General features: G+C 71.7%; 22 protein-coding genes. 10 read left to right on the top strand and 12 right to left on the bottom strand.

Annotated features, from left to right (window positions below):
- The first annotated feature begins 27 nt into the window (after positions 1–27).
- The 5 genes from BLW82_RS32815 to BLW82_RS32795 all read left to right on the top strand — a co-directional run bounded on the left by BLW82_RS32815 (position 28) and on the right by BLW82_RS32795 (position 5,408).
- A complete protein-coding gene (locus tag BLW82_RS32815; RefSeq protein ID WP_093504588.1) occupies positions 28–1,407 on the top strand; it encodes an ABC transporter substrate-binding protein in 1,380 nt (459 codons plus the stop codon).
- Positions 1,404–2,339, top strand: coding sequence for a carbohydrate ABC transporter permease (locus BLW82_RS32810; protein WP_093504586.1), 936 nt, complete (start codon positions 1,404–1,406; stop codon positions 2,337–2,339). The genes BLW82_RS32815 and BLW82_RS32810 overlap by 4 nt, the downstream gene beginning before the upstream one ends.
- Positions 2,336–3,181, top strand: coding sequence for a carbohydrate ABC transporter permease (locus BLW82_RS32805; RefSeq protein ID WP_093504584.1), 846 nt, complete (start codon positions 2,336–2,338; stop codon positions 3,179–3,181). Before BLW82_RS32810 ends, BLW82_RS32805 begins: the two co-directional genes overlap by 4 nt.
- Complete coding sequence (locus tag BLW82_RS32800) at positions 3,178–4,167, top strand: zinc-dependent alcohol dehydrogenase family protein (RefSeq protein WP_093504582.1); 990 nt, start codon at positions 3,178–3,180, stop codon at positions 4,165–4,167. The genes BLW82_RS32805 and BLW82_RS32800 overlap by 4 nt, the downstream gene beginning before the upstream one ends.
- Before the next feature lie 86 nt (positions 4,168–4,253).
- Positions 4,254–5,408, top strand: a complete 1,155-nt coding sequence (locus tag BLW82_RS32795; protein WP_093504580.1) for a TerD family protein — start codon at positions 4,254–4,256, stop codon at positions 5,406–5,408.
- A 165-nt stretch (positions 5,409–5,573) separates the two neighbouring features.
- On the opposite strand, the gene BLW82_RS32790 is transcribed toward BLW82_RS32795, so the two are convergent.
- Positions 5,574–7,892, bottom strand: a complete 2,319-nt coding sequence (locus tag BLW82_RS32790; protein WP_093504578.1) for an ATP-binding protein — start codon at positions 7,890–7,892, stop codon at positions 5,574–5,576.
- Between the two features lie 110 nt (positions 7,893–8,002).
- On the opposite strand from BLW82_RS32790, the gene BLW82_RS32785 reads away from it, so the two are divergent.
- Positions 8,003–8,836 carry an alpha/beta fold hydrolase gene (locus BLW82_RS32785; protein WP_093504576.1) on the top strand — a complete coding sequence of 278 codons (834 nt, stop codon included), beginning with the start codon at positions 8,003–8,005 and terminating at the stop codon, positions 8,834–8,836.
- A 1-nt stretch (position 8,837) separates the two neighbouring features.
- Here the strand turns inward: BLW82_RS32785 and BLW82_RS32780 are convergent, their stop codons facing one another.
- From BLW82_RS32780 to BLW82_RS32760, 5 genes are all read right to left on the bottom strand, one after another.
- Entirely contained in the window at positions 8,838–9,854 is a 1,017-nt protein-coding gene (locus tag BLW82_RS32780) for a 1-aminocyclopropane-1-carboxylate deaminase (protein ID WP_093504574.1), read from the bottom strand.
- Between the two features lie 22 nt (positions 9,855–9,876).
- On the bottom strand, positions 9,877–10,533 hold the full coding sequence (locus tag BLW82_RS32775; protein ID WP_093504572.1) for a GntR family transcriptional regulator: 657 nt from the start codon (positions 10,531–10,533) through the stop codon (positions 9,877–9,879).
- A 106-nt stretch (positions 10,534–10,639) separates the two neighbouring features.
- Positions 10,640–12,229, bottom strand: a complete 1,590-nt coding sequence (locus tag BLW82_RS32770; RefSeq protein ID WP_093504571.1) for a TROVE domain-containing protein — start codon at positions 12,227–12,229, stop codon at positions 10,640–10,642.
- 449 nt (positions 12,230–12,678) lie between these two features.
- Positions 12,679–14,130, bottom strand: a complete 1,452-nt coding sequence (locus tag BLW82_RS32765) for an alkaline phosphatase PhoX (protein ID WP_093504569.1) — start codon at positions 14,128–14,130, stop codon at positions 12,679–12,681.
- Positions 14,131–14,847: 717 nt separating this feature from the next.
- Complete coding sequence (locus BLW82_RS32760) at positions 14,848–16,278, bottom strand: hypothetical protein (protein WP_093504567.1); 1,431 nt, start codon at positions 16,276–16,278, stop codon at positions 14,848–14,850.
- A 343-nt stretch (positions 16,279–16,621) separates the two neighbouring features.
- Between BLW82_RS32760 and BLW82_RS32755 the strand changes: the two genes are divergently transcribed.
- Entirely contained in the window at positions 16,622–18,448 is a 1,827-nt protein-coding gene (locus tag BLW82_RS32755; protein WP_093504565.1) for an endonuclease/exonuclease/phosphatase family protein, read from the top strand.
- Between the two features lie 15 nt (positions 18,449–18,463).
- Here the strand turns inward: BLW82_RS32755 and BLW82_RS32750 are convergent, their stop codons facing one another.
- From BLW82_RS32750 to BLW82_RS44670, 5 genes are all read right to left on the bottom strand, one after another.
- Entirely contained in the window at positions 18,464–19,201 is a 738-nt protein-coding gene (locus BLW82_RS32750; protein ID WP_093504563.1) for an SRPBCC family protein, read from the bottom strand.
- A 17-nt stretch (positions 19,202–19,218) separates the two neighbouring features.
- Positions 19,219–19,827, bottom strand: coding sequence for an ArsR/SmtB family transcription factor (locus BLW82_RS32745; protein WP_093504561.1), 609 nt, complete (start codon positions 19,825–19,827; stop codon positions 19,219–19,221).
- Between the two features lie 135 nt (positions 19,828–19,962).
- On the bottom strand, positions 19,963–20,439 hold the full coding sequence (locus BLW82_RS32740; RefSeq protein WP_093504560.1) for a hypothetical protein: 477 nt from the start codon (positions 20,437–20,439) through the stop codon (positions 19,963–19,965).
- 73 nt (positions 20,440–20,512) lie between these two features.
- Entirely contained in the window at positions 20,513–21,190 is a 678-nt protein-coding gene (locus tag BLW82_RS32735; protein ID WP_093504558.1) for a hypothetical protein, read from the bottom strand.
- Positions 21,187–21,357, bottom strand: a complete 171-nt coding sequence (locus BLW82_RS44670; protein WP_177232771.1) for a hypothetical protein — start codon at positions 21,355–21,357, stop codon at positions 21,187–21,189. Before BLW82_RS44670 ends, BLW82_RS32735 begins: the two co-directional genes overlap by 4 nt.
- A gap of 190 nt (positions 21,358–21,547) precedes the next feature.
- Here BLW82_RS44670 and dapA point away from each other — a divergent pair, with 190 nt between their 5' ends.
- The 3 genes from dapA to BLW82_RS32720 all read left to right on the top strand — a co-directional run bounded on the left by dapA (position 21,548) and on the right by BLW82_RS32720 (position 24,003).
- Positions 21,548–22,468: a 4-hydroxy-tetrahydrodipicolinate synthase gene (gene dapA / locus BLW82_RS32730; protein WP_177233150.1), complete on the top strand. Its 921-nt coding sequence runs from the start codon at positions 21,548–21,550 to the stop codon at positions 22,466–22,468.
- Positions 22,469–22,560: 92 nt separating this feature from the next.
- Positions 22,561–23,070 (top strand): hypothetical protein, encoded by a 510-nt coding sequence (locus tag BLW82_RS32725; protein ID WP_093504554.1) that lies wholly within the window; start codon positions 22,561–22,563, stop codon positions 23,068–23,070.
- A 198-nt stretch (positions 23,071–23,268) separates the two neighbouring features.
- Positions 23,269–24,003: an alpha/beta hydrolase gene (locus BLW82_RS32720; protein ID WP_093508399.1), complete on the top strand. Its 735-nt coding sequence runs from the start codon at positions 23,269–23,271 to the stop codon at positions 24,001–24,003.
- Positions 24,004–24,126: 123 nt separating this feature from the next.
- On the opposite strand, the gene BLW82_RS32715 is transcribed toward BLW82_RS32720, so the two are convergent.
- On the bottom strand, positions 24,127–24,660 hold the full coding sequence (locus BLW82_RS32715) for a DinB family protein (protein ID WP_177233149.1): 534 nt from the start codon (positions 24,658–24,660) through the stop codon (positions 24,127–24,129).
- Positions 24,661–24,694: the final 34 nt, after the last annotated feature.

The following is a 24,694-nucleotide window of genomic DNA, read 5'->3' as shown; positions in this document are numbered from 1 at the left end:
ATCTCCCCATTCCTCCAGGAGTGATCCATGCGAACCCCGAGCCGACGGAGGCCGCGAGTCACCCTCGCCATGGCCGCCGCAGGGACGCTGCTCGCCCCGCTGCTCTCCGGCTGCTGGGTCGGTGCGGGCGGGTCCGGTTCCGGCGGCGACTCGATCAACGTGCTGATGGTCAACAACCCCCAGATGACGGAACTCCAGAAGCTCGCCCCGCGCTTCACCCAGGAGACCGGCATCAAGGTCAACTTCACCGTCCTGCCCGAGAACGACGTCCGGGACAAGATCAGCCAGGACTTCGCCAACCAGGCCGGCCAGTACGACGTGGCCACCCTGTCCAACTACGAGATCCCGATCTACGCCCGCAACGGCTGGCTGCACGAGATGGACCCGTACGTCGCGAAGGACCCGGGCTTCGACCAGCAGGACATCCTGCAGCCGATGCGCGAGTCCCTGACCGCCGACGACGGCAAGCTCTACGGCGAGCCCTTCTACGGCGAGTCGTCGTTCCTGATGTACCGCAAGGACGTGTTCGCGGCGAAGGGCCTGACGATGCCCGCCCACCCCACCTGGCAGCAGGTCGCCGACCTCGCCGCCAAGGCGGACGGCGCCCGGTCCGGCATGCGCGGCATCTGCCTGCGCGGCCTGCCCGGCTGGGGCGAGCTGATGGCGCCGCTGACCACGGTGGTGAACACCTTCGGCGGCACCTGGTTCGACAAGGACTGGAAGGCGCAGCTGACCGGGTCCGGCTTCGAGAAGGCGACGAAGTTCTATGTCGACCTGGTCCGCAGGCACGGCGAGTCCGGCGCCCCGCAGTCCGGCTTCGCCGAGTGCCTCAACAACATGACCCAGGGCAAGGTCGCCATGTGGTACGACGCCACCAGCGCGGCCGGCCTCCTGGAGGCGAACGGCTCCCCGGTCAAGGGCAAGCTCGGCTACGTCCCCGCGCCCGTGGAGCAGACCAAGTCCTCCGGCTGGCTCTACACCTGGGCCTGGGGCATCCAGAAGGCCTCCCGCAACCCCGACAAGGCCTGGAAGTTCGTCTCCTGGGCGTCCAGCAAGGAGTACGAGGAGCTGGTCGGCCGGAGCGGCGGCCAGACCGGCGGCTGGTCCAACGTCCCGGCGGGCAAGCGCGCGTCGACGTACACGAACCCGGACTACGTGAAGTCGGCCGCCGCCTTCCAGGAGATGACCAAGGAGGCCATCGAGAGCGCCCGCCCGAACGACCCCGGCGTCCAGCCGCGGCCCGCGCCCGGCATCCAGTTCGTCGACATCCCCGAGTTCACCGATCTCGGCACCAAGGTCTCCCAGGAGATCAGTTCGGCCATCGCCGGACGGCAGTCCGTCGACTCGGCCCTCAAGAAGTCCCAGCAGCTCGCCGAGAAGATCTCCAAGGAGTACGAGGGACGATGACCGTGACGACAGCCCCCTACGCAGCGACACCCGTACGCGCCACGCGGCCGCCCTCCGCCCGCCTGCGCGCCTGGGCCACCCGGGCCCCCCTCCTGCCCGCCCTGGTCTTCATGATCGTCGTGACGCAGCTGCCCTTCGTGGCCACGGTGGTCATCTCCTTCTTCGACTGGAACTCCCTCTACCCGAAGGCCCGCCACTTCGCCGGCGTCGACAACTACCGCCAGGTCCTCACCGACGCCGACCTGCGCCACTCGGTCTGGACGACCGTGCTGCTCACCGTGACCGTGGTCCTGGTCAGCCTGGTCCTCGGCCTCGCCCTCGCACTGCTCCTGAACAACAGGTTCCGCGGCCGGGGCGTCGTGCGCACCCTGCTGATCGCCCCGTTCCTGGTGGTCCCGGTCGCCGCCGCCCTGCTCTGGAAGCACGTCCTCTACAACCCGGAGTACGGCCTCCTCAACGGCCTGTTGCACTACGTCGGCGGACCGCAGCCCGACTGGATCTCCAACACCCCGCTGCTGGCCGTGGAGGCCGCCCTGGTGTGGCAGTGGACGCCGTTCATGATGCTGATCCTGCTCGCCGGGCTGCAGAGCCGGGACCCCGAGCAGATCGAGGCGGCGCGGGTCGACGGCGCGAACGAATGGCAGGTCTTCCGCCACCTCACCCTTCCCCACCTGCGCCGCTACCTCGAACTCGGCGCCCTGCTGGGCTGCATCTACATCGTCCAGAACTTCGACGCGGTCTTCACCATCACGTCCGGCGGCCTGGGCACCGCCAACCTCCCCTACACCGTGTACCAGAGCTTCTACCAGGCCCATGAGAACGGCCTCGCCTCGGCCGCCGGCGTCCTGGTCGTCATCGGCTCGATCATCATCGCGACCTTCGCCCTGCGCGTGGTGTCGTCCCTGTTCCGCGAGGAGGCGTCCCGCGCATGAGCACCCTCACCCTTCGCGTACGACAGCGCCGGGGCCTCGGCATCGGCCTGGTGGCCTGGCTGGTCGGCATCGTCTTCTTCTTCCCCATCGCCTGGATGGCGCTGACGTCCTTCCACTCCGAGGCAGACGCGGCGACCAACCCGCCCTCCTTCGGCGCCGCCCTCACCCTCGACGGCTACCGCGAGTTCTTCGGCGCGGGCGGCGGCGCGAGCCCCTGGCCGGCGCTGGTCAACTCGGCGGTCGCCGCCATCGTCTCCACCCTCCTCGTCCTCGTGCTGGCCTTCCCGGCGGCGTACGCGCTGTCGATCCGGCGGGTGAAGAAGTGGACCGACGTCCTGTTCTTCTTCCTCTCCACCAAGATGCTGCCGGTGGTGGCAGGCCTGCTGCCGATCTACCTCTTCGCGAAGAACACCGGGATGCTGGACAACATCTGGTTCCTGGTCATCCTCTACACCTCCATGAACCTGCCGATCGCGGTGTGGATGATGCAGTCCTTCCTCGCCGAGGTCCCGGTCGCGGTGATCGAGGCGGCGCAGATCGACGGCGCCCGCCTGCCGACGATCCTCGCGCGCGTGGTCGCCCCGATCGCCCTGCCCGGCATCGCCGCCACCTCGCTGATCTGCTTCATCTTCAGCTGGAACGAACTTCTCTTCGCCCGAGTCCTGACGGGCGTGGTCGCCGAGACCGCCCCCGTCTTCCTGACCGGCTTCATCACCAGCCAGGGCCTGTTCCTGGCCAAGGTGTGCGCCGCGTCGCTCGTCGTCTCCCTGCCGGTGCTCGCCGCGGGGTTCGCCGCCCAGGACAAGCTGGTCCAGGGCCTGTCGTTGGGAGCCGTGAAATGAAGGCCGCCGTCATCGAGTCCGTGGGCCGTGCCGTCGTCACCGAGGTCCCCGACCCGACACCCGGCCCCCGCGAGGTCGTGGTGGAAGTCGCCGCCTGCGGGCTGTGCGGCACCGATCTGCACATCCTCCAGGGCGAGTTCGCGCCCAAGCTGCCGATCGTGCCGGGCCACGAGTTCGCCGGCGAGGTGGTCGGCGTGGGCACCCAGGTCACCGAGGTTGCGGTCGGTGACCGGGTCGCGGTCGACCCGTCCCTGTACTGCTACGAGTGCCGCTACTGCCGCGACGGCCACAACAACCTCTGCGAACGCTGGGCCGCGATCGGCGTGACCGTGCCGGGCGGCGCCGCCCAGTACGCGGTGGCCCCCGTCGCCAACTGCGTGAAGCTCCCCGAGCACGTCCGCACCCAGGACGCGGCCCTGGTCGAGCCGCTGTCCTGCGCGGTGCGCGGCTACGACGTCCTCAGGTCGCGGCTGGGCGCGCACGTCCTGATCTACGGTTCCGGGACCATGGGCCTGATGATGCTGGAGCTGGCCAAGCGGACCGGCGCGGCGAGCGTCGACATGGTCGACCTGAACCCGGCCCGCCTGGAGACCGCCCAGCGGCTGGGCGTCTCGGCGACCGCCGCGAACGCGGACGAGCTGGACCGGCCGCGGGGCTGGGAGGTGGTCATCGACGCGACCGGGAACGCGGCGGCGATCCAGGACGGTCTGGGGCGGGTCGCCAAGGCCGGCACGTTCCTCCAGTTCGGCGTCGCCGACTACGCGACCCGGGTGACGATCGACCCGTACCGCATCTACAACCAGGAGCTCACCATCACCGGCTCCATGGCCGTGCTGCACAGCTACGAGCGGGCGGCGGAGCTGTTCGCGAACGGGGTCCTGGACCCGGAGATCTTCATCAGCGACCGGCTGCCGCTGGACAGCTACCCGCAGGCACTGGAGCAGTTCGCGGCGGGCGTGGGACGGAAGATCGTGGTGGTGCCGTAGAAACCGTGGCGGTGGAGAAGTCCTGGTGCCGCAGAAGTTTAAGGGAACGGTAAAGCGGGGTCGCTCGTTCACCCGGCATGACAGCTATGACCCCTGGCTCGAACATCCCTCTTCCGGTCTCCCGGGTGGCGGTGGACGTCGCCGCCCCCGTGCGGCTCGACGTGTCGGGCCTGCTGCTCACGGGCGACGGCAAGGTGCGCTCCGACGACGACTTCATCTTCTACAACCAGCCGAACGGCCCGGGTGTGACGTACCGCTCCGGCGGGGGCACGGCCCCGGACGCGATCACCGTCGACACGGCGGCCGTGCCGCCCGGCATCGAGAAGATCGTCGTCACCGCGAGCCCCGACGCCGCGGGCCAGACCTTCCAGGGCATCGAGCCGACGGCGACGATCCGCAACGCGGACGACGGCTCGGTGCTGGCCACCTTCACCCCGCCGCAGCTGGGCGCGGAGACGGCTCTGGTGGTCGTGGAGATCTACCTGCGGGGCGGCGCGTGGAAGGCCCGCGCGGTCGGCCAGGGGTACGCCGACGGACTGGCCGGCATCGCCACCGACTTCGGCGTGACGGTGGAGGAACCGGCCCCGGCGCCGGCCCCCGCGGCCCAGCCCGTCGCGCCCGCCACTCCCCCGGCCCCGCCCGCTCCGCCCGCCCCCGGCGCCGGGAAGATCAACCTCGACAAGGGCCGGGTCAGCCTCCAGAAGAACCAGACCGTGTCCCTGGTCAAGGGCGGCCGCCCGCTGCTCTCCCAGGTCAAGATGGGCCTGGGCTGGGAGCCCGCGTTCCGGGGCAAGGACATCGACCTGGACGCGTCGGTCATCGCGTACGGCCCGCGGCGCGACCACGTCGACAGCTGCTACTTCGGCAAGCTGTCCATCCTGGGCGGCGCCATCAAGCACTCGGGCGACAACCTCACCGGTGAGGGAGGCGGCGACGACGAGGTGATCGTCGTGGACCTGGGCCGGATCCCCCCGGAGGTCACCGGCCTCGTCTTCACCGTCAACTCGTTCTCCGGCCAGAAGTTCACGGAGGTCGCCAAGGCGTACTGCCGTCTGCTGGACGCCGCGACCGGCGAGGAGCTGGTCCGCTTCGACCTCACCAACGCCGAGGCGCAGACGGGCGTGATGATGGCGAAGCTGATCCGCCAGTTCTCCGGCGAGTGGGACATGACGGCGATGGGCTCGTTCGTGAAGGCCCGGACGGTACGGAACATGGTGAAGCCGGGGGCGGAGGCACTCTGACCCGAGCACGGCGACGGGTGTGCGGCCGTGGACGCTACGGCCGCGACCCCTCGGTGAGCGGTGACGGACAGTGCCGGGCCGCCGAAAGGTGCGGGTGGAGCCGGGTTCCGCCGCTCGCACGCCCCGCGCCGCCACCCGCTCGCCGGGCGGTGAACCGCGCGCCCCCTAGCCGCCAGGACCGTCGGCGCTGTCCGCGACGACCGGATGATCCGCGTCAACCGCAGGGGCCGCGAGGCGTTCGAGCGAGGCCGCTGTCCGTTCCGCGGCGGTCGTGTCACCGACCGAGCTGAACAGCCGGTACGCCTCACCGAGCCGGGCGCGGGCCTGGGCGGGGTCGCCGCAGTGCTCCAGGGCGGTGGCGAGGCCGGTGAGCGCACGGGCCTTGAAGCGGTCCGCGCCGCCGTGGGTGGCCGGGGCGATCACGGCACGATAGGCCGCCACCGCGTCGGACCAGCGCCGAAGGGCCAGCAGGTCACGGGCTATCTCATGGCGCAAAATCACCTGCGCGAACTCCTGGAACCCGGGCACGTCCCCCGCGTCCGTCCCGAGCAGGCCCCGATGCACGGCCAGCGCCTCCTCCGGGTTGCCGGATTCCCGTAGGGCGCTGCCCAGCAGCCGGCGGGAGACCGCCAGCCCGGCCTGGTCGCCGGTCGCCTCGAAGAGCCGTACGGCGTCCTCGGCGGCCCCCGCCGCCTCCGCGGGCCGGCCCAGGTACATGCCGGCACCGGCGATGTAGACCAAGGCCCAGGCCTGCTGGCCGGTGTCACCGGCCCGGGTCGCCGAATCCAGCGCACGGCGGGCGTGTTCCTCGGCCTGCTCGTACGGTCCGCCGCGCACCGCGTACGTCCAGGCCAGGCAGTTGAGCTGGTGGGCCTCGCCCGCCCGGTCGCCGAGCGCGGCGGCGGCGCGGACGCCGTAGGTGAACACGGTGCGCCACTCGGGCCAGGCGTCCCAGCGGTCGGAGAACCAGTACAACGTCCGCGCCGCGTGCAGGATCTCGGTGTACCGCCCCGCATCGAACATGAGCCGCAACGCGCCCACCCAGTGGGCGCGTTCGGTGCTGAGCCACTCCTCCGCCTCCTCGGCCGACACGGGTGCGAAGGCGGGGACGGCCCCCGGCCACGGCTCGGGCGCGCCGGGTGCCTCGAACCAGCGGCCCGCCACCGAGGCCGACCGCAGCAGCCAGTCCGCCATGCGCAGGGCGGCGGCCTCGACGGGCAACGCCGGCTCCTCCGCCTGGAGTCGCTCGCGCGCGAAAAGTCGTACGAGATCGTGCAATGCGTAGCGGCCCGGCGTGGTCTCCTCCAGCAGGCCCCGCTCGACCAGCAGGTCAAGGGCGTCCTGCACCGCGACCAGGTCGTCCTCGCCGGTGAGTACGGCAGCGAGGCGGGGGCCGGTGTGATGGCCGGGGAGCAGGGTGAGCCGGCGCAGCAGCAGCCTGCGGGGAGCGGTGAGCTGGCGGTAGGACAGGGCGAGGGCGCCGCGTACGGCCAGGTCGCCCGCGACCAGGGTGCTCAGCCGCCGTTCCTCGTCCGCGAGTTGGTCCGCCAGCCGGGCAGGGGTCCAGGCCGGGCGGCTGGAAAGGCGGTTGCCGACGATGCGCAGGGCCAGCGGGAGATGCCCGCACAGTTCCGCCAGCCGGCCGATCGCCTCCGCCTGGCCGTCGGTGCGCGGCGTGCCGAGGATCCGTTCCAGCAGTGTCACCGACTCCCTGCCGCTGAGAGCGCCGAGCCGGATGCGCCGTACGCCCTCCAGCCCCGTCAGCGGGCGTCGGCTGGTGACGAGTACGAAACCGCCCTCCGCGTCCGGCAGCAGCGGCCTGGCCTGTGCCTCGTCGGCAGCGTCGTCCAGGACGACCAGCACCCGCCTGGTGCGGAGCGTGGCCCGGTAGACGGCCTCGCGTGCCACCGGGTCCACCGGGATCCGGTCCGGCGGATGCCCGAGCCCCGTCAGCAGCAGGACCAGTGCCTCGGCGGCGGACAGCGGAGTGTCGCTCATGCCGTGCAGTTGCACGCTGACGCAGCCGTCCGGAAAGAGCTCTCCCAGCCGCCGCGCGGCCTGCGCGGCGAGGGTTGTCTTGCCCTGGCCGCCCGGCCCGAAGAGGACCACCGCGCGGGCGCCGGCGCCTCGGGCGAGCGCCTCCAGATCGGCCAGTTCCTGCTCCCGGCCGGTGAAGTCCGGGACTGTGCGCAGGAGATACGGGGGCGCGGCAGGACGGCCCCGTTCCCGGCCGGCGTCGGCCAGCCGCTGCAACCGCTGCGCCTGCTCGCGGTCCAGCTTCAGGGCGGCGGCGAGCGCGTCGACGGTACGGCGCTGCGGCCCACGGCTGCGGCCGCGTTCCATGTCGCCCAGCGCCCGGACGCTGACGCCGGACGCCTGCGACAACTCCTCCAGGGTCAGCCGCGCCGCCCGGCGCAGGGAACGCAGCATCGCACCGAAGGCGGTGGCGCCGTGGGACACATCGGGTGGGGAAAGTCTGGTCATCACGACAATTAGAACAAGCGCTCTCTACTTCCGCCTGCACTTCTGCCTGGCAACGGGTCCCGCACCAGTGGTGTGCTGGACGCTCCGAACCCGAGAGAGGACGAACCGCCATGCCCTACATCACCGTTGGCGAAGAGAACAGCGCACCGATCGAGCTCTACTACGAGGACCACGGCACCGGTCAGCCCATCGTGCTGATCCACGGGTACCCGCTCGACGGCCACTCCTGGGAGAAGCAGCTTCCGGTCCTGCTGGGGGCCGGCCACCGCGTCGTCACCTACGACCGCCGGGGCTTCGGCCGCTCCTCCCAGCCGACCACCGGCTACGACTACGACACCTTCGCCGCCGACCTCGACAAGGTGCTCACCACGCTCGACCTCACGGACGCGGTCCTGGTCGGCTTCTCGATGGGGACCGGCGAAGTGGGCCGCTACCTGGGCAGCTACGGCTCGGGCCGGGTCGCCAAGGCGGTCTTCCTGGCCTCGCTCGAGCCCTTCCTGCTCAAGACCGACGACAACCCGACCGGTGTGGACCAGGCGGTCTTCGACGGCATCCTGGACGCGGTCAGCAAGGACCGGTACGCCTACTTCACCGCGTTCTACCAGGACTTCTACAACCTCGACGAGACGCTGGGCAGCCGGATCAGCGAGGAGGCCGTCCGCAACAGCTGGAACGTGGCGGCCGGCGCCTCCGCCCACGCGTCCGTGGCCTGCGTGCCGACGTGGATCACCGACTTCCGCGCCGACGTGGCGAAGATCGACGTCCCGGCACTGATCCTGCACGGCACCGGGGATCGCATCCTGCCCATCGATGCGACCGGGCGTCCGTTCCACGCGCTGCTGCCGTCGGCCGAGTACGTGGAGATCGAGGGCGCCCCGCACGGCCTGCTGTGGACGCACGCCGAAGAGGTGAACGCCGCTCTGCTGTCGTTCCTCGCCAAGTAGGTCAGAAGAGCGCGCTGTACGCGTTCAGCGCCGGCTGCCCGCCCAGGTGGGCGTAGAGCACGGTGGAGTCGGCGCCGATCTCGCGGCGTTCGACCAGGTCGATCATCCCCGCCATCGACTTGCCCTCGTACACCGGGTCCGTCACCATGCCCTCCGTGCGGGCGGCCAGGCGCATCGCCTCCAGGGTGGCGTCGTCCGGGATGCCGTAGACGCCCGCATGGTAGCGCTCGTCCAACTCGACATCTTCGACGGTCAGTTCCCGCTTCAGTCCGATCAGTTGCCCGGTCCGGTGGGCGATGCGCGCCACCTGCTCACGGGTCTCGGCCGGCTTCGCCGACGCGTCGATGCCGATGACCCGGCGCTCGCGCCCGCCCGCCTCCGCCAGCGCGGCGAACCCCGCGACCATCCCGGCCTGCGTGGACCCGGTCACCGAGCAGACGATCACCGTGTCGAAGAAGACGCCCAGCCGTTCCTCCTGCTCGGCGACTTCGTACGCCCAGCCGGCGAAGCCGAGGCCGCCGAGCGGGTGGTCGGAGGCGCCGGCCGGGATGGCGTACGGCCTGCCGCCGGACTCCTCGACCTCGCGCAGCGCCAGCTCCCAGCTCTCCTTGAAGCCGATGCCGAACCCGGCGCGCACCAGGCGGACATCGGCGCCGGCCAGCCTGCTGATGAGGATGTTGCCGACCTTGTCGTACACCGAGTCCGGCCACTGCACCCAGCTCTCCTGCACCAGTACGCACTTGAGCCCGGCGCGGGCGGCGACGGCGGCGACCTGGCGGGTGTGGTTGGACTGCACCCCGCCGATGGAGACGAGGGTGTCGCAGCCCTTGGCGAGCGCGTCCGCGACCAGGTACTCCAGCTTGCGCGTCTTGTTCCCGCCGTACGCGATCCCGGAGTTGCAGTCCTCCCGCTTGGCCCACAGCCCGGCACCGCCGAGGTGGGCGGTGAGGCGCTCCAGGGGGTGCACGGGCGAGGGGCCGAAGAGGAGGGGGTAACGGGCGTAGGAGGAGAGGGACATGGGGCGCCTCCTGGTGGCGTGGTCAGTCGGCGGTGTCGGCGTCGACCAGGTCGGAGAGGGTGTTCCAGATGTCGGCCGTGATCCGTGCCGCCGCCTCCGCGTCACCGGCGGCGCAGGCCTCGATCAGCCGCTCGTGGAGTCCGGCCGAGCGGCAGGACCCGCCCTCGCCGAACCGGCGCCGCTCCAGACGGCGGATGAGCGGGGTGTAGCGGGTGACGGTGGCGGCGGCCGCGCGATTGCCGGCCACCCGGACCAGCACGTCGTGCAGCTCGTCGTCGGCACGCAGGGCCCCGTCCACGTCACCGGCCCGCACGGCGGCGGCGAACCGGACGTTGGACACGCGCATCTGGTCCAGGTCGGCGTCCCGCAGCCGGGGTACGGCGGCCCGGGTGACCAGCTCGTGCATGGCACCGACCACGGCGGCGGCGTCCCGTACGTCGGCGGCGACGACCGGGGTGACCCGGGTGTAGCTCTGCGGCTTGCTCTCCAGCAGCCCCTCGTCGACAAGGCGCGCGAACGCCTCCCGCACGGGCGCACGGGACAGCCCGAGCCGCTCCGCGAGCTCCGCGTCGCGCACCACCGCGCCCGGTTCGATCTCACCGGCGACGATGGCGTCCCGGATCGCGGCGTAGGCGCGGTCGCGGAGCAGGGTACGGGCGACGGGTCGCAGGGCCTCCATGAACTGACATGTTAGATATCAGTGATGGGCGAGAGCAAGGGGGCGGCGGGCAGGGGTGTGACCCGCACCCCCCGTGAAGGTGCGGGTCACGATCGGAGGGCGCCGGTCAGGCCGCCGTCTCCCACGGCCAGTCGGCGTTGCGGGCCGCCTCCAGCAGCGGGACCATCCGGAAGGCCGCGTCCGAGAGGCCTCCGAAGGTGTGGCGGTTGCCCGTGCCGGACGGGCCGTGGCCCACCCGGTAGCCGGCCAGGTTCCAGGTGTAGACCGGGATGTGCGCCGGCACCTGCTGGGTCGGGTCGCCGTGCCGGTTGAACGCGTACTGCTCGTCGGTGACGATCAGCACCCGGTCCTGTCCCCGGTAGTGGGACCGGATCGCCGAGGTGGTGTCGGTACCGCCCAGGTCGCCGAAGCGGTCCAGGATCCTCAGCACCGACTCGCCCTTGCCGAACGTCAGCCGCCTGCTCGTCGTACCGAACTCGACGAGGTCCGCGTCCGCCGCCCGCAGCGCGAGCGCCGTGCCGAAGACCGCCGCCGCGTCGGCCCGGTTGAGCTCCGAACGCGCGGACAGCCGCGAGTAGAACATCGAGCCCGAACGGTCGACCAGCACCAGCGTCCGTCCCGGCAGCGCGGGCACGTTGGCCAGCGAGTGGCCGAGCGCCTGCTCCAGCGGGTACGACCAGCGCAGCGACGGCGCGTGCCGGTACGCGGCGAGGTACCGGAACGGGAACTGCCGCGACCGCGCCACCTCCGCCGGGTCGCCGATCCGGGCCGCGACCGTGGCCGCGACCTCGTCGGAGACGCCGGCCTCGTCGAAGTTCCGGAGGTTGCGGACGAGCGCCATCATCCCCATGGACGGGATGACCGCCTCCCACGCGGCCCTGTCCATCGGGCCCTGGAGCCAGCCGGCCAGCGCCTCCCAGGTGAGGCCGGCCGCCGCGAGCCGCTCGGCGCCCCCGGGCTCGGTGACGACCGCGCGCCGCCGTCCGACGGGCAGCGCCATCAGCTCGCGGTGGGCGCCGAGCACCGGGCTCGACGCGGGCGGTACGGCGGTGTCCGGGTTGTGCCGCCGGTCCAGCGCGTACCGGAACAGCTCGCCCTGCCACGGCTTGTCCGGGTCCGGCGCCGCGTGCACCAGGTTGAGGATGTCGCCGAAGCGGTATCCCTTGGACGCGGTGTCGTACTTGAGCAGCGACTTGTCGTGGTACAGCCGTCGTACGGCGTCGGCGATCCCTCGCTTGACGGGCTTGGGAACGGCGCGGCCGTATGTCGCCGTCCAGTAGGCGAGCAGTTCGCCGGGCTCGTCGGGCCGCTGGAGCACGGAGGCGACGACCTGACGGTTCGAGGGGCCGTCGGTGGCCCCCGCGGTCAGGCGGGCGTGCACGTACTCGGCGGCGCCGACGATCGAGGCGGTCCGCATGTTGCCCGCGCCGCGCAGCCAGCCCAGCAGACCGGCCGTCCAGGACGGGTCGGTGACGGCGAGCTCACGCAGGAGCTTCGCGAAGCGGTCGTCGCGGTCCGTGCCGGACTCGTAGAAGGTCTGCTGCGAGACGAAGTTGGCGACGGCGAGCAGGAAGAGCTCGGACCGCGCGTCCCGCTCCCGGCCGAGCCCGCCCTGGAAGGTACGGAGCACCCGTCCCGTGGAAGTGACCCGCGAAATGGGCTGGGCCCGGGCCGCCTTGGTGTTGAATCGCGCCATGGTGAATTCCCCCCGAATTCATTGGAGAACGAGAGGAGGCGCGGCAAAAGGAGGGTGTCCGAGGTCGACATCGACTGCGGTTGCTTATCAACTGGCGCGTCTTCCGTTCCGCCACATCGGCCCTGCGCCGACGACGGGATTCGAACCCGCACGAGGGATTTCCCCCCACCAGTCCCCGAAGTATCCGCCGCCTTCGCACCGGCCACCCACCATGAGCTGCGCCTCCCGAGGTCAAGCACACGCACCGGGAGGTGCATGAAGTTTTCGGTGTCCAGAGATCGAAGTCGGCGGAACCGACGTAGGTGCTCTAACCCCTGAGCTACACCGGCGCGTTGTACCGGTGGCGGGACTCGAACCCGCGGCCGCCCCATTATCAGTGGAAGTAGGTCCTGCCTTCGCACCTGGACATGCATCACCTTAGGAGGCGGGCCGCGGGCCGGGCGAGTGAATTAACTGTCGCGCTGCTGGCGCTTCCAGGGCCCCGTGATGGCGAGCATGATGCCCGGGGTCTGGATGTTGGCGTACAGGGTCCGGCCGTCGGGCGAGAAGGTGACGCCGGTGAACTCGCTGTATTCGGGCTCGTCCGCGGTGCCGATGTTCAGCTCGTTGCGCGCGATGGGGTAGGTGCGGCCGCTGTCGGTGGCGCCGAACAGGTGCTGCAGGCCCTCGCCGTCCTCGGCGATGACCAGGCCGCCGTACGGGGAGACGGTGATGTTGTCCGGGCCGTCGAAGTCGCCCTCCACGGACGGGTCGGGGTTGACGCCGATGCGGACCTTGAGGGTGAGGGTGCGGCGCTTGGGGTCGTAGAACCAGACCGAGCCGTCGTGCTGGACGGGGCTCTCCGCGCGGGCGTACGAGGAGACGATGTACACGCCGCCGTCGCCCCACCACATGCCCTCCAGCTTGCGGGCGCGGGTGACCTGGCCGGCGGTGAACTGCTTGCGGACGGAGGTGGTCCTCGCGTCGCGGTCCGGGACGTCGGCCCAGTCGACGCCGTAGACCGTGCCGATCTTCGTGGCGCGGGAGAGGTCGTCGACGAACTGGCCCTGGGAGTCGAAGCACCTGAACGCCTGGAGGGTGCCGGCGTCGTCGGCGAGGGTGCGCAGCTTGCCGCGGCCGTGGTGGAAGTGCTCGGGCGGGGTCCAGCGGTAGAGCAGGCCGTTCGGGTTGGACGCGTCCTCCGTCAGGTACAGATGGCCGCGCTTGGGGTCGACGACGACAGCCTCGTGGGCGTAACGGCCCAGCGCCTTGACGGGCTTGGGGTTCCTGTTGGCCCGCCGGTCCTCGGGGTCGACCTCGAAGACGTAGCCGTGGTCCTTGGTGAAGCCGTTGGTGCCGGCCTTGTCCTCGGTCTCCTCGCAGGTGAGCCAGGTGCCCCACGGGGTGTTGCCGCCCGCGCAGTTGGTGGCGGTGCCGGCGATGCCGACCCACTCGGCGACGTGTCCGCCGGGGCGGACCTCGACGACGGTGCAGCCACCGGCGGCGGCCGGGTCGTAGACGAGGCCCTCGGTGAGCGGGACCGGATACTCCCAGTTGGCGCGGGGGCCGGCCAGCTCGTGGTTGTTGACGAGGAGGGTGGTGCCGCGCGGGCCGTGGAAGGTGGACGTGCCGTCGTGGTTGGAGGGGGTGAACTCACCCGACTCCAGCCTGGTCCTGCCGCTGTACGTGATGACGCGGTACTTGAAGCCGGCGGGGAGCGCGAGGATGCCGTCGGGGTCGGGGAGCAGCGGCCCGTAGCCGACGCGTCCGTGCCCGTGCCCGTGCGCCGCGTCGGCCGACTCGGTCTCGGTGGCGGCGAGGGCGTTCGGCGCGGTGGCGAGCGCGCCGACGCTGCCCGCCAGCGCGACACCGGCACCGGTGATCGCGGATTTCGCGGTGAAGTCCCTGCGGGTGAGCGACATGATGTCTCCTGTGACGGTCGGAGTGCCGTGGAGGGTGGCGAACCTCAACTCGGCGCACACGCTCCCGGCCGCCCTTGAACACCGGTTGAACACACGGCGACATCACGGACGTCCGTTCCATGAACCCGTAATCCCCGCCCCACACCAACCCAAAGGCCACCCCAAGAACACCCCACACAGCCCCCGGCCGATCTTTCTTCCGCCGCAGCTGCGCTCAGCCCGAACGACCACATCCGCCGGCACCCGACCACCCGCGCGCCCCCTCGCACCACAACGCCCCGCCCCACCCCATCCTCTGTCTCCCACCACAGCGGCGCTCAGCCCGAACGACCGCATCCGGCAGCGCCCGACCACCCGCACGCACCCTCACACCGGCGCGCACCACAACACCACGCGCCGCAACATCCTCCGTTTCCCACCACAGCGGCGCTCAGCCCGAACGACCGCATCCGCCGGCACCCGACCACCCGCACGCACCCTCACACCGGCGCGCACCACAACACCACGCGCCGCAACATCCTCCGTTTCCCACCACAGCGGCGCTCAGCCCGAACGACCGCATCCGCCGGCACCCGACCACCCGCACGCACCCTCACACCGGCGCGCACCACAACACCCCGCCCCGCCACATCCTCCGTTTCCCGCCGCGACGGCGCTCGGCCGTACACCGCGCATCCGGCGGTGCCCGGCCTCCGCGCGCCCCCACCCCGCCGGCCCCTACCCCCCGTGCTGCGACCGCGCCTTGAACGCCGCCTTGCGGGCCTCCTTGGCCACCTTCTTGTCGGGGTGGAGCCGGCCCATGGCCTCCAGGACGTCGGCCGTGTCCGGGTGGCCGACCCGCCATGCCTCGGCGAAGAAGCCGCTGTGCTGCTGGGCCAGCCCCTCCACCAGCGCCTGGAGCTCCTCGGAGTTCCCTTCGGCGGCCAGTTGTGCAGCCACCGTGTCGATGGTGAGCCAGAAGATCATGTCCTGGGAGGGCACCGGCACGTCGGCGGCGCCGCGTTCGGCCAGCCAGACCCTCGCCAGGCCGCCGAGCTCGGGGTCGTCGAGGACCTCGCGGAGCGCGGGCTCGGCCTCCCCGCCGAGCAGGGACAGTGCCTGCTGACAGCGCAGCCGCCGCAGCGGGGCGCCCGGGTCCGCACCGCGCGCGGCGGCCAGCAGCTCGCGGGCCGCCGCGAGGGACTCCCGGTGGGCCAGCCACTGCTCGGTCTCGGCCTGCGCGGCCCCCGGCGGGAACGCGGCCGTGCCGTCGAGCAGCGCGTCCGCGCCCTTGTCGGCGAGCTCCCCGACCGCCGGCGCCTCGAAGCCGGCCTCCAGCAGCCGCGCCCGCAGCCCGTACGCGCCGAGCGGGGTGAGCCGCACCATGCCGTACCGGGAGACGTCGGCCTCGTCGACCGGCCCCGCCGCCGGCTCCTCCTCCGTGTCGGCCATCAGCGCCTCGTCGACCGGCTGGTACTCGACGAGCCCGACCGGCTCAAGGAGCCGGAACTGGTCGTCGAGCCGCATCATCGCGTCGGAGACCTGTTCGAGGACGTCGTTGGTCGGCTCCCCCATGTCGTTGGGGACGATCATCGACGCGGCGAGCGCGGGCAGCGGCACCGGCGCCTCGCCGGGACCGCCCTCGCTCACGGTCAGCAGGTACAGGTTGCCGAGGACGCCGTCGAGGAACTCCGCCTCGGCCTCGGGGTCCCAGCCGAGTGACGAGAAATCGACCTCGCCGCCCTCGTCGAGCGCGTCGACGATTCCGTCCAGATCGGGCACGCTCGCGTCGGCGATGACCGTTTCCAGCGCGGCCTGCCACACCGCGAGGACGTCGTGCGGCGAGCCACCGGTGAGCAGCGTCAGCTCCTCCCCCGCCGCCACCGTCCCGGCCTCCTCGTCGGAGATCTCGACGAGTCCCGCGTCCATGGCGACCCGCCAGGCCTCACCGGCGTGGCCGACGGCGTCCTCCCCGGTGAGTCCGAGCGCCTCGGCGGCGGCCGGGAGCTGTTCCTCGACCAGTTCGCCGCCCGCGTCCACGCGGGTGTCGGGCCCGGCCCAGCGGGCGAGCCGGGCGGCCCGGGCGAGCAGTGGCGTGGACAGCGCGGCGTGCGCCAGCTCCGCTTCGGAACGCAACCGCACCGGGGGCAGGGGGGCGCTGTCAGACATCGGCTGGTTCTCCTCGGACGCCTCAACGGTCGTACGGCGACATGGACACCGTATCGACGGCCGTACGACCACGTGCGCGCCGTACGGCTCAGCCGCTCAGCCTAGACGGATTTCCACCCATGCCGCCCGGTTCATCTCCCCGCCCGGCCCCGCCCATGGCTGAAACCTTGACAACTGCCGTGGCCAGGCAGGAGATTGACGCGCGTAGAAGACGGGGGGACAACTGTTCACTCGACGTCTACGCGTGTCATATCCACGTCATACGGCGTTCATGGACGTGTCATGAACGCTCCAAAACAACGCCCTCGTCCCGGCGCTTCCGTATGTCCCCGGAGGGATTCCCTTGCCGAGCAGGTCTTCCGCGCGTCTCGCCGCGCTCACCGTCGCCGCCGTCTGCAGCGCGGCGTCCACCGTCGCCCTCACCTCGCCCGCCCAGGCCGACGGACCGCGCATCCACGACGTCCAGGGCACGACGCGTACCTCGCCGTACGCCGGCCAGAAGGTGACGGACGTCCCCGGCATCGTCACGGCCACGCGCACCTACGGCTCCTCCCGAGGTTTCTGGCTCCAGGACCCGACGCCGGACGACGACCCGGCCACCAGCGAGGGCGTCTTCGTCTTCACCAGCTCCATCCCGAAGGTCGCGGTCGGTGACTCGGTCACGGTCACCGGCACGGTCTCCGAGTACGTCCCGGGCGGCGCCGCCACCGGCAACCAGTCGCTGACGGAGATCACCAAGCCGACGGTCACCACCGTCTCCACCGGCAACGCGGTCCCGGCGCCGGTCGTGATCGACAAGAAGTCGGTGCCGAGCGCGTACACCCCGACGGGCGACACGGCCGCGAGCAACTCGATCAACGGGCTGACCCTGCAGCCGAAGAAGTACGCCCTGGACTACTACGAGTCCCTTGAGGGCATGAACGTCCGGGTCGCGGACGCCCGCGTGGTCACCGCGACCGACCCGTACGCCGAGCTGTGGGTCACGGTGAAGCCGCACGAGAACCGCACCGGCCGCGGCGGCTCGCTGTACCGCTCCTACCGCGACCAGAACACCGGCCGTCTGCAGATCCAGTCCCTCGGCCCGACCGCCGACTTCCCGGTGGCGAACGTCGGCGACACCCTGGCCGGCGCCACGACCGGCCCGATGGACTACAACCAGTACGGCGGCTACACCCTGGTCGCGAGCCGGCTCGGCACCCTGAAGAGCGGCGGCCTGCAGCGCGAGACGACGAAGAAGCAGTCGCACGGCCAGCTGGCGGTGGCGACCTACAACGTCGAGAACCTCGACCCCTCGGACGGCACCTTCGCCGCGCACGCGTCCGCGATCGTGAACAACCTCCAGTCGCCCGACATCGTGTCTCTGGAGGAGATCCAGGACGACAACGGCGCGACGGACGACGGCACGGTCGCCGCCGACGTGACGGTGAACAAGCTGATCGACGCGATCGTCGCGGCCGGCGGCCCGAAGTACCAGTGGCGTTCCGTCAACCCCGTCAACGACCAGGACGGCGGCGAGCCCGGCGGCAACATCCGGCAGGTCTTCCTGTTCAACCCGGAGCGGGTCTCCTTCGTCGACCGCGCGGGCGGCGACTCCACCACCGCGGTGGGCGTCACCGAGGTGCACGGCAAGGCGCAGCTGACGGCCTCCCCCGGCCGCGTCGACCCGGCGAACACCGCCTGGACGGCCAGCCGCAAGCCGCTCGCCGGTGAGTTCGTCTTCCAGGGCAGGACGGTCTTCGTGATCGCCAACCACCTGAACTCCAAGGGCGGCGACCAGGGCCTGACCTCGCAGTACCAGCCGGTGGCGCGCAGCTCGGAGACCCAGCGCCACGCGCAGGCGACGCTGGTCAACTCGTTCGTCCGGAGCATCCTCGACGTCCAGAAGGACGCCGAGGTCATCGCGCTCGGCGACATGAACGACTTCGACTTCTCCGGCACCACCAAGATCCTGGAGAGCCACGGCGCGCTCTGGTCGGCGATCCAGTCGCTGCCGACGAAGGAGCGCTACACCTACGACTACCAGGGCAACGAGCAGGTCCTGGACCAGATCCTGATCAGCAAGCAGATCCGCGGCAAGGGCGACTTCGAGTACGACAGCGTGCACATCAACTCGGAGTTCCACGACCAGGTCAGCGACCACGACCCGCAGGTGCTGCGCTTCCGCCCGTAAGCGGCCGGCCGTGGCTCAGGACCGGCTGAACACCCCGTTCAGCCAGTCCTGCCAGGCGGTCTCGTTCGCCTCGGCGTCGGCGTCCGGCGCGAAGTCGTGGACGCTGATGCCGACCGGGGCGCCCCAGTGGTTCCGCCCGAAGAACCGGATCAGGGCGTCCTCGGTGCGCAGTCCGACGAAGTACGGGTCGCGGTAGTCGACCACCGCTTCCAGGACCCGCCCGCCGGGCCCGTGGACGCTCGTCTTCGCGCCCGCGGACAGGTCGTCCGGCAGGCCGAGGGCGCGGCCCACGGCGACGAAGGCGTCCGGCGCCTGGGACGCCTCCGGACCGTTCAGCTGGGCGAAGCTCACCGGGCGGGGCGCGAAGTGGGTGAGGTACTCGCGCAGGGTGTGCAGGTAGAAGTCGGTGTGCCGGCCCGCGCCGTCGTACTGGTTGTCCCAGTCGTCGGTGAAGATCCCGCTGTGCACGTAGCGCACCCAGGCACGGCGGCCCTCGTCGCGCTCCTCGATGACGTGCTCCAGCTGGTTGGCGCTCTGCGTCGGGAAGCCGACGTCCTCGCTGCGGACGACCAGGTGGTGCGGCGGGTCGTAGGCGGTGACGGTGGAGCCGAAGGCCGCCGCGCCGCCCACCCGTGGCTCGGGCGGCTGCATCGGCCACAGATAGCCGCCGGTGCCGTGGGTGATCGCCTCCCACACCTCCGCGGGCGTGGCGTCGACCTCGAACTCGCGGGCGATCTCGAATTCCTTGGACATGATGGGGCTCCTGCCGCCTACTGTTCCAGCTCGGGGGTGGGCCGGTCCTTGACCGTGGGATGGACGGCGACCACGATCCGGTGGTCCCGGCCGCCCTCCGCGTCGGGTGCGTCGTACTTGCGGATGAGCGCGCTCACGCCCGCCGTCAGCTCCTGCACGAAGGCCGCGCGGTCGGCGGCGGAGGCGAAGCGGACCTCGCCGTCCAGCGCGTAGGTCGCCAGCCGCTTGCGGGCCTTGGCGGCCCCGGTGATCAGCATGCCGACGTCGCGCACCAGGCGCGCGCCGAGCGCGAGCAGCCAGCGCGCGGAGAGCTGGTCGCGGAAGCGGTCCGGGTCCGGCTGTACGGCGGGCAGGGCTGCCGGCGAGATGACGTACGACGCGGCGGTCGCGCGCATCAGCCGCTCGTTGACGTTGCCCTTGCGCCGCTCGCCGGCCAGCTCCACCAGGCCGTGCCGCTCCAGCGTCTTGAGGTGGTAGTTCACCTTCTGCCGGGGCAGCCCGACCCGGCCGGCCAGCATCGCGGCCGACGCGGGCGCGTCGGCCAGTTCGGCGAGCAGCCTGGCCCTTATGGGGTCCAGCGACACGGCCGCTGCCTCGGGGTCCTCGATCACGGTGACGTCCAGCATGGCACCACCGTCCCACCGAAAACTTTTTTTGTCCACAGAGGTGGAGTTTTCGGTGGACCGGCGGAACGCTGGAACGGTGGACGGCCCTCCGGCGGGAGCCGGCGAATCCCGGCGAGCCCCGGCGAACCCCCGCGCTTAGGTGCGGCGGCGCCGGCGCAGCACGCCCACCGCAACCGCGACGACGGTCGCGGCGCCCGCGAACAGCACCGGCCGGGGAAGCCGGACGAGCGCCCGCACGGCCATGCGCGCGGGCTGTGCGACCCGGCCCTCGACGGCGCGCCCCGCCTCGGCGGCCTTCTCCGTCGCCAGGTGCCCGGCGTGCCCCGCCCGCTCCTGCACGGCGTGCCCGGTCCGCAGCGCCTGCTCCTGGAACGTGTGGCGCGCCTTGGCCATCTGCTCCTGTGCCGCGTGGCCGCCCTTCATCGCACGACCCTGGGCCTGCTGACCGGCCTTCGTCGCACCTTCGCGCAGCTGTACGCTCAGCGCGCCGGCCCGGTCCTTGAGGTCGGCGGCGCGGGCCTGGGTACGGCCCTTGAGGTCGGCCTTCGCCGCCAACGCGCCGGCCGTGCCGGTCAGTCGGGCCCCCGTTCCGCGTGCGGTCCTCTTCGTCATCAGTGCTGCCCCTCCTGGTCTCGTCGGCGTCCGCTCTGCCTGCGGACCCTCCGGGTACCCGGTCCGGCCGTCCTCAGCCCTGCTCCCCCCGTTCGCCGAGCCGGGCCAGCTGGCTCTGGAACCAGTCGAGGCGGGCCTGCAACAGAGCCGCCTCCGCGACCAGTTCGGGCACACCGAGGCCTTCTTCCCCCGCCACCCGGCCGCCGGCGGCCCCCGCACCGCCGGCGATCACCCGCAGCCCCTCCCCCGCCAGCCGGGCGAACCCGGCGAGCGAGACGGACGCACGCGCGCGTACACAACCCGCGCAGGCGGCCGCGAGGGCCCGCCAACCGGGCCTGCCCCAGCCCGAGTCGGCGAGCGCGACGGCCGGCGCACCGCAGGCGCACGGCCCCACGGTCGCGGTCCGCACCCGCTGCCGGGCATAGCGGAAGCCACGCTCGAAACGGAGGTAGGCGCCGAGTACGGAGACTTCGAGCAGCACGGCCGCCTGGTGCTCGGCGGTGCACAACAGGGCCTCGGCGACCTCGCGTTCGTGCACGCAGTGGAAACCGCAGTCGCACAGCCGTGCGGGCGGGCGATGCCGTCGGCCGTAGACGCAGGACGCGTCGTCCAGCACTCCGTACGGCAGCGCGCCGCCCAGCGACACTCCGGTGAAGCCGGCCCGCGTACCGTCCTGGGACAGCATCGGGTGGGCGATCTTGTAGCCGGCCGGCGGCTCCGTCGGCCGTTCCGCCGGGAGCCACAGCCTCACCGGGCGGCCGGAGCCTCTTCGGACGCGGCCCTGGTCTCGCGGATCTCCTCGATCTCGTGGATCTCTTCGGGAAGTTCGGGGATTTCGGGTACTTCGCCGTGGCCGGGCAGCCGCTCCTCGGCGACCCCGGTGGCCAGTGCCTTGCCCAGCTTCATGGTGCCTCCCATGACCCATGACCTGCCGTCGGTGACCGTCCGGCCCATAGTGACCCATGAGGGGCTGTTTTGGACACAGGGCCTCGGCTCGCGTCACGACGCCACCGCGCGCGGCAGGTCGATCAACAATTTAGCACCACTAAGCCATACACCGTAGAAAAATTAAGTGGAGCTAAGCTGTCGCCCCGCCGAGACTACTCCCATGACGAACCCGTACGGCACCGCCTGTTCGCCCCGCCCCTTCGGCCGCACCCTCTGCGCGATGGTCACCCCCTTCACCGAAACGGGCGCCCTCGACCTCGACGGAGCTCGGCGGCTGGCCACGCATCTGGTGGCGGAGGGGTGCGACGGCCTGGTGCTGAACGGCACCACCGGTGAGTCGCCGACCACGACGGACACGGAGAAGGCCGAGCTGATCGCGGCCGTCCGGGCGGCGGTGGGCGAGCGGGTGCCGCTCGTGGCGGGCGTGGGCACCGCGGACACCCTGCACACCGTCGAGCTCGCCCTCGCGGCCGAGAAGGCGGGCGCGGACGGCGTCCTGGTGGTGTCGCCGTACTACAGCAGGCCACCGCAGGACGCCCTGGAGGCGCATTTCCTCCAGGTGGCCGAGGCGAGCGGGCTGCCGGTGATGCTGTACGACATCCCGGGCCGCACCGGCACCCGGATCGAGCCGGAGACGCTGGTCCGGCTCGCCGCACACCCACGGATCGTGGCCGTGAAGGACTGCTCGTACGACTTCCTCGGCACCCAGAAGGTGCTGGCGCGCACGGACCTGGCGTACTACGCGGGCTGCGACGAGCACATCCTCGCTCTGTACGCGGTGGGCGCGGCCGGCTGTGTGAGCACGGTGGCCAATGCCGTCCCCTCCCAGGTCGCCGCGATCCTGGACACGTTCGACGCGGGCGACACCGTCCGCGCGGCCGAACTCCAGCTGCGGGCCGTGCCGTTGATCGAGGCGATGACGGCCGCGGGCCTGCCGGGCACGGTCACGGCGAAGGCGCTGCTCGCCGGGGCCGGCCTGCCGGCAGGACCGGTACGGGCGCCCCTGCGGGCCGCCGGCCGGGAGGCGGCGGACCACCTGCGCGCGGTGTACGAGGAGTTCGCGGGGTTCGTGGCCGCCTGATCGGCGCTCTGCGCGGCGACGCCACCACGGTGGCCCGGCGTCGCGAGACCATGCGCCGGTGGTCCGCCCGCCCGCTGCCGTAGTTTGGCCGCGTGCGCCCTCCGCTGCTGTTCCTGGACGTCGACGGACCCCTCAACCCGTACGCGGCCAAGCCCGAGCGGCGCCCGGAGGGATACACGACGATCCGGGCGACCGTCCGTCCGGGCCGGCCGTTGCGGGTGTGGCTGAACCCGTCCCACGGGTCGGCGCTGCTCGCCCTCGGCTACGAGCTGTGCTGGGCGACCACCTGGATGGCCGAGGCCAACCACTGGATCGGCCCGGTCGTCGGCCTGCCCGAGCTGCCGTACGTCGACTTCGGGCGGGGTCTGCTGGCCGAGCGGCCGGACGGGGTCCACTGGAAGACCGAGGCGATCGTGGCGTACGCCGAGGGGAGGCCGTTCGCCTGGGTGGACGACGAGCAGAGCCCGGCGGACACGCTGTACGTCCGCTCCCGTCATCCCGGCCCGGCCCTCCTGCATCACGTCGACCCCCGGATCGGGCTGCGCGAGGACGACTTCGCCGCCCTGGCGGACTTCCGTGCCTCCCTGCCGGACCACGACTGAGCGCCCTCCGTCTCCGGGCCGCCGCGAAAACCCCTTGGCGGAACCGCGCCGGCCCCTGCTACGTTTCCGGAAGCCGTGCAGCAGAGCGAGGAGGTGGTACCCGTGAACGTATCGACATGGGTGCTCCCCTCCGGGGTCACGGTCGGGCGGTAGGTCGTCCGGGAGCGCCGTTCCATGGCACTCCCGAAAGGCACGACCATGCACTTCACTTCCGAACAGCGCCTCGACGACGGCGTTCTTGAGCGCGCGTTCACCCTCGGCGGGATTCCCGGCATCCTGTGGACGCCCGGATCCGCGTCCGCCCCGGCGCCGCTGATCCTGCTCAGCCCGCCTCCTCTCGGGCTGCGCAAGACGTACCCCCGGCTGGTGGCCCGGGCCCGGCGCGCCGCGGCGGACGGCTTCGCCGCGGCCGCCATCGAGCTCCCCGGAAGCGGCGACCGGCCCCGTTGGCCGGCCGCCGAGCAGGCCCGCGCCGAGCTGCGCCGGGTCATGGCAGCCGGCGAGCCGGTCGGCGACGAGCTCATCGACGCCCTGGTGCTCCCGCTCGTCGACAAGGCGGTCCCGGAATGGCAGGCCGCTCTCGACGCCCTCCTGGCGCTCCCCGAGATCGGCGGCCCGGTCGGGTACTCGGGGGGCGTGATCTCCATCGGGATCCGGCTGGCGGTGGCCGAACCGCGCATCGTGGCCGCCGCTCTCTTCGCCGGGAGCTTCGTGCCTCGGGCCATGTTCGAGGAGGCCCGTCAGGTCACCATCCCGCTGCACGTTCTGTTGCAGTGGGACGACGAGGGCAACGACCGGCAGGCGGCCCTGGACCTGTTCGACGCCTTTGGCTCCGAGGAGAAGTCCCTGCACGCCAACATGGGCGGCCACACCGGCGTCCCGCAGTTCGCCGGGGAGGTCGCGGCCGGGTTCTTCGTCCGGCACCTGAAGTGAGACCGGGCCGCCGGGCCACCAGCAGACGGTGGGCCCCTGCCAACGCGGCAGGGGCCCCTGGCGGGGCGGTGAAGCGCGGCCCGGACGGCGCCGCGGGCCGCGTCCGGAGGCGGGCGGGGGGGGTCAGCTCGACGTACTGCCGTCGACCAGCTCGCGGATGACGTCCGCGTGGCCGTTGTGCTGGGCGTATTCCCTGATCATGTGCATCATGACGAACCGCACGTCGAGAGTCCCGAATCGGTGGTGCGTGCGCACGTCATCCAGTGAGACCCCGGCGAAGATCCGGCGGCTGCGCTCGCAGGCGGCCAGGTAACGCGCGACGTCCTCGGTCAGTGTCGCGCCGTCGTCCAACAGGAAGTCACCGTCCCTGCGCTTCGGCCAACCGAAGGGTGCGGGTTCCTCGCTCTCTTCGATGACGTTGACGAACCAGACGGACTCGACCTTGGTGAGATGGCGCACCAGTCCGTGCAGCGTGGTGAGGGACGGTACGACGCGCCGGGCAGCCTGTTCCTCGGTCAACCCGTCGAGCTTCTGCAGCAGTTCTGCGCGATGGTGGTCGAGCCACCCGGCCAGGGACTCCCGTTCGGACGCGATGGTGCGCAGGTCGACGGGCTTGAGCGGCGAGGCGAAGGTCTGCGCCCCAGAGGCGTCATTCATGGGGGCATCCTCGCAGCCGGCGGGTTGACTTCCC

It is taken from the genome of Streptomyces sp. Ag109_O5-10 (assembly GCF_900105755.1).
Lineage (GTDB): Bacteria > Actinomycetota > Actinomycetes > Streptomycetales > Streptomycetaceae > Streptomyces.
This window is presented reverse-complemented; position numbering and strand designations above follow the sequence as displayed.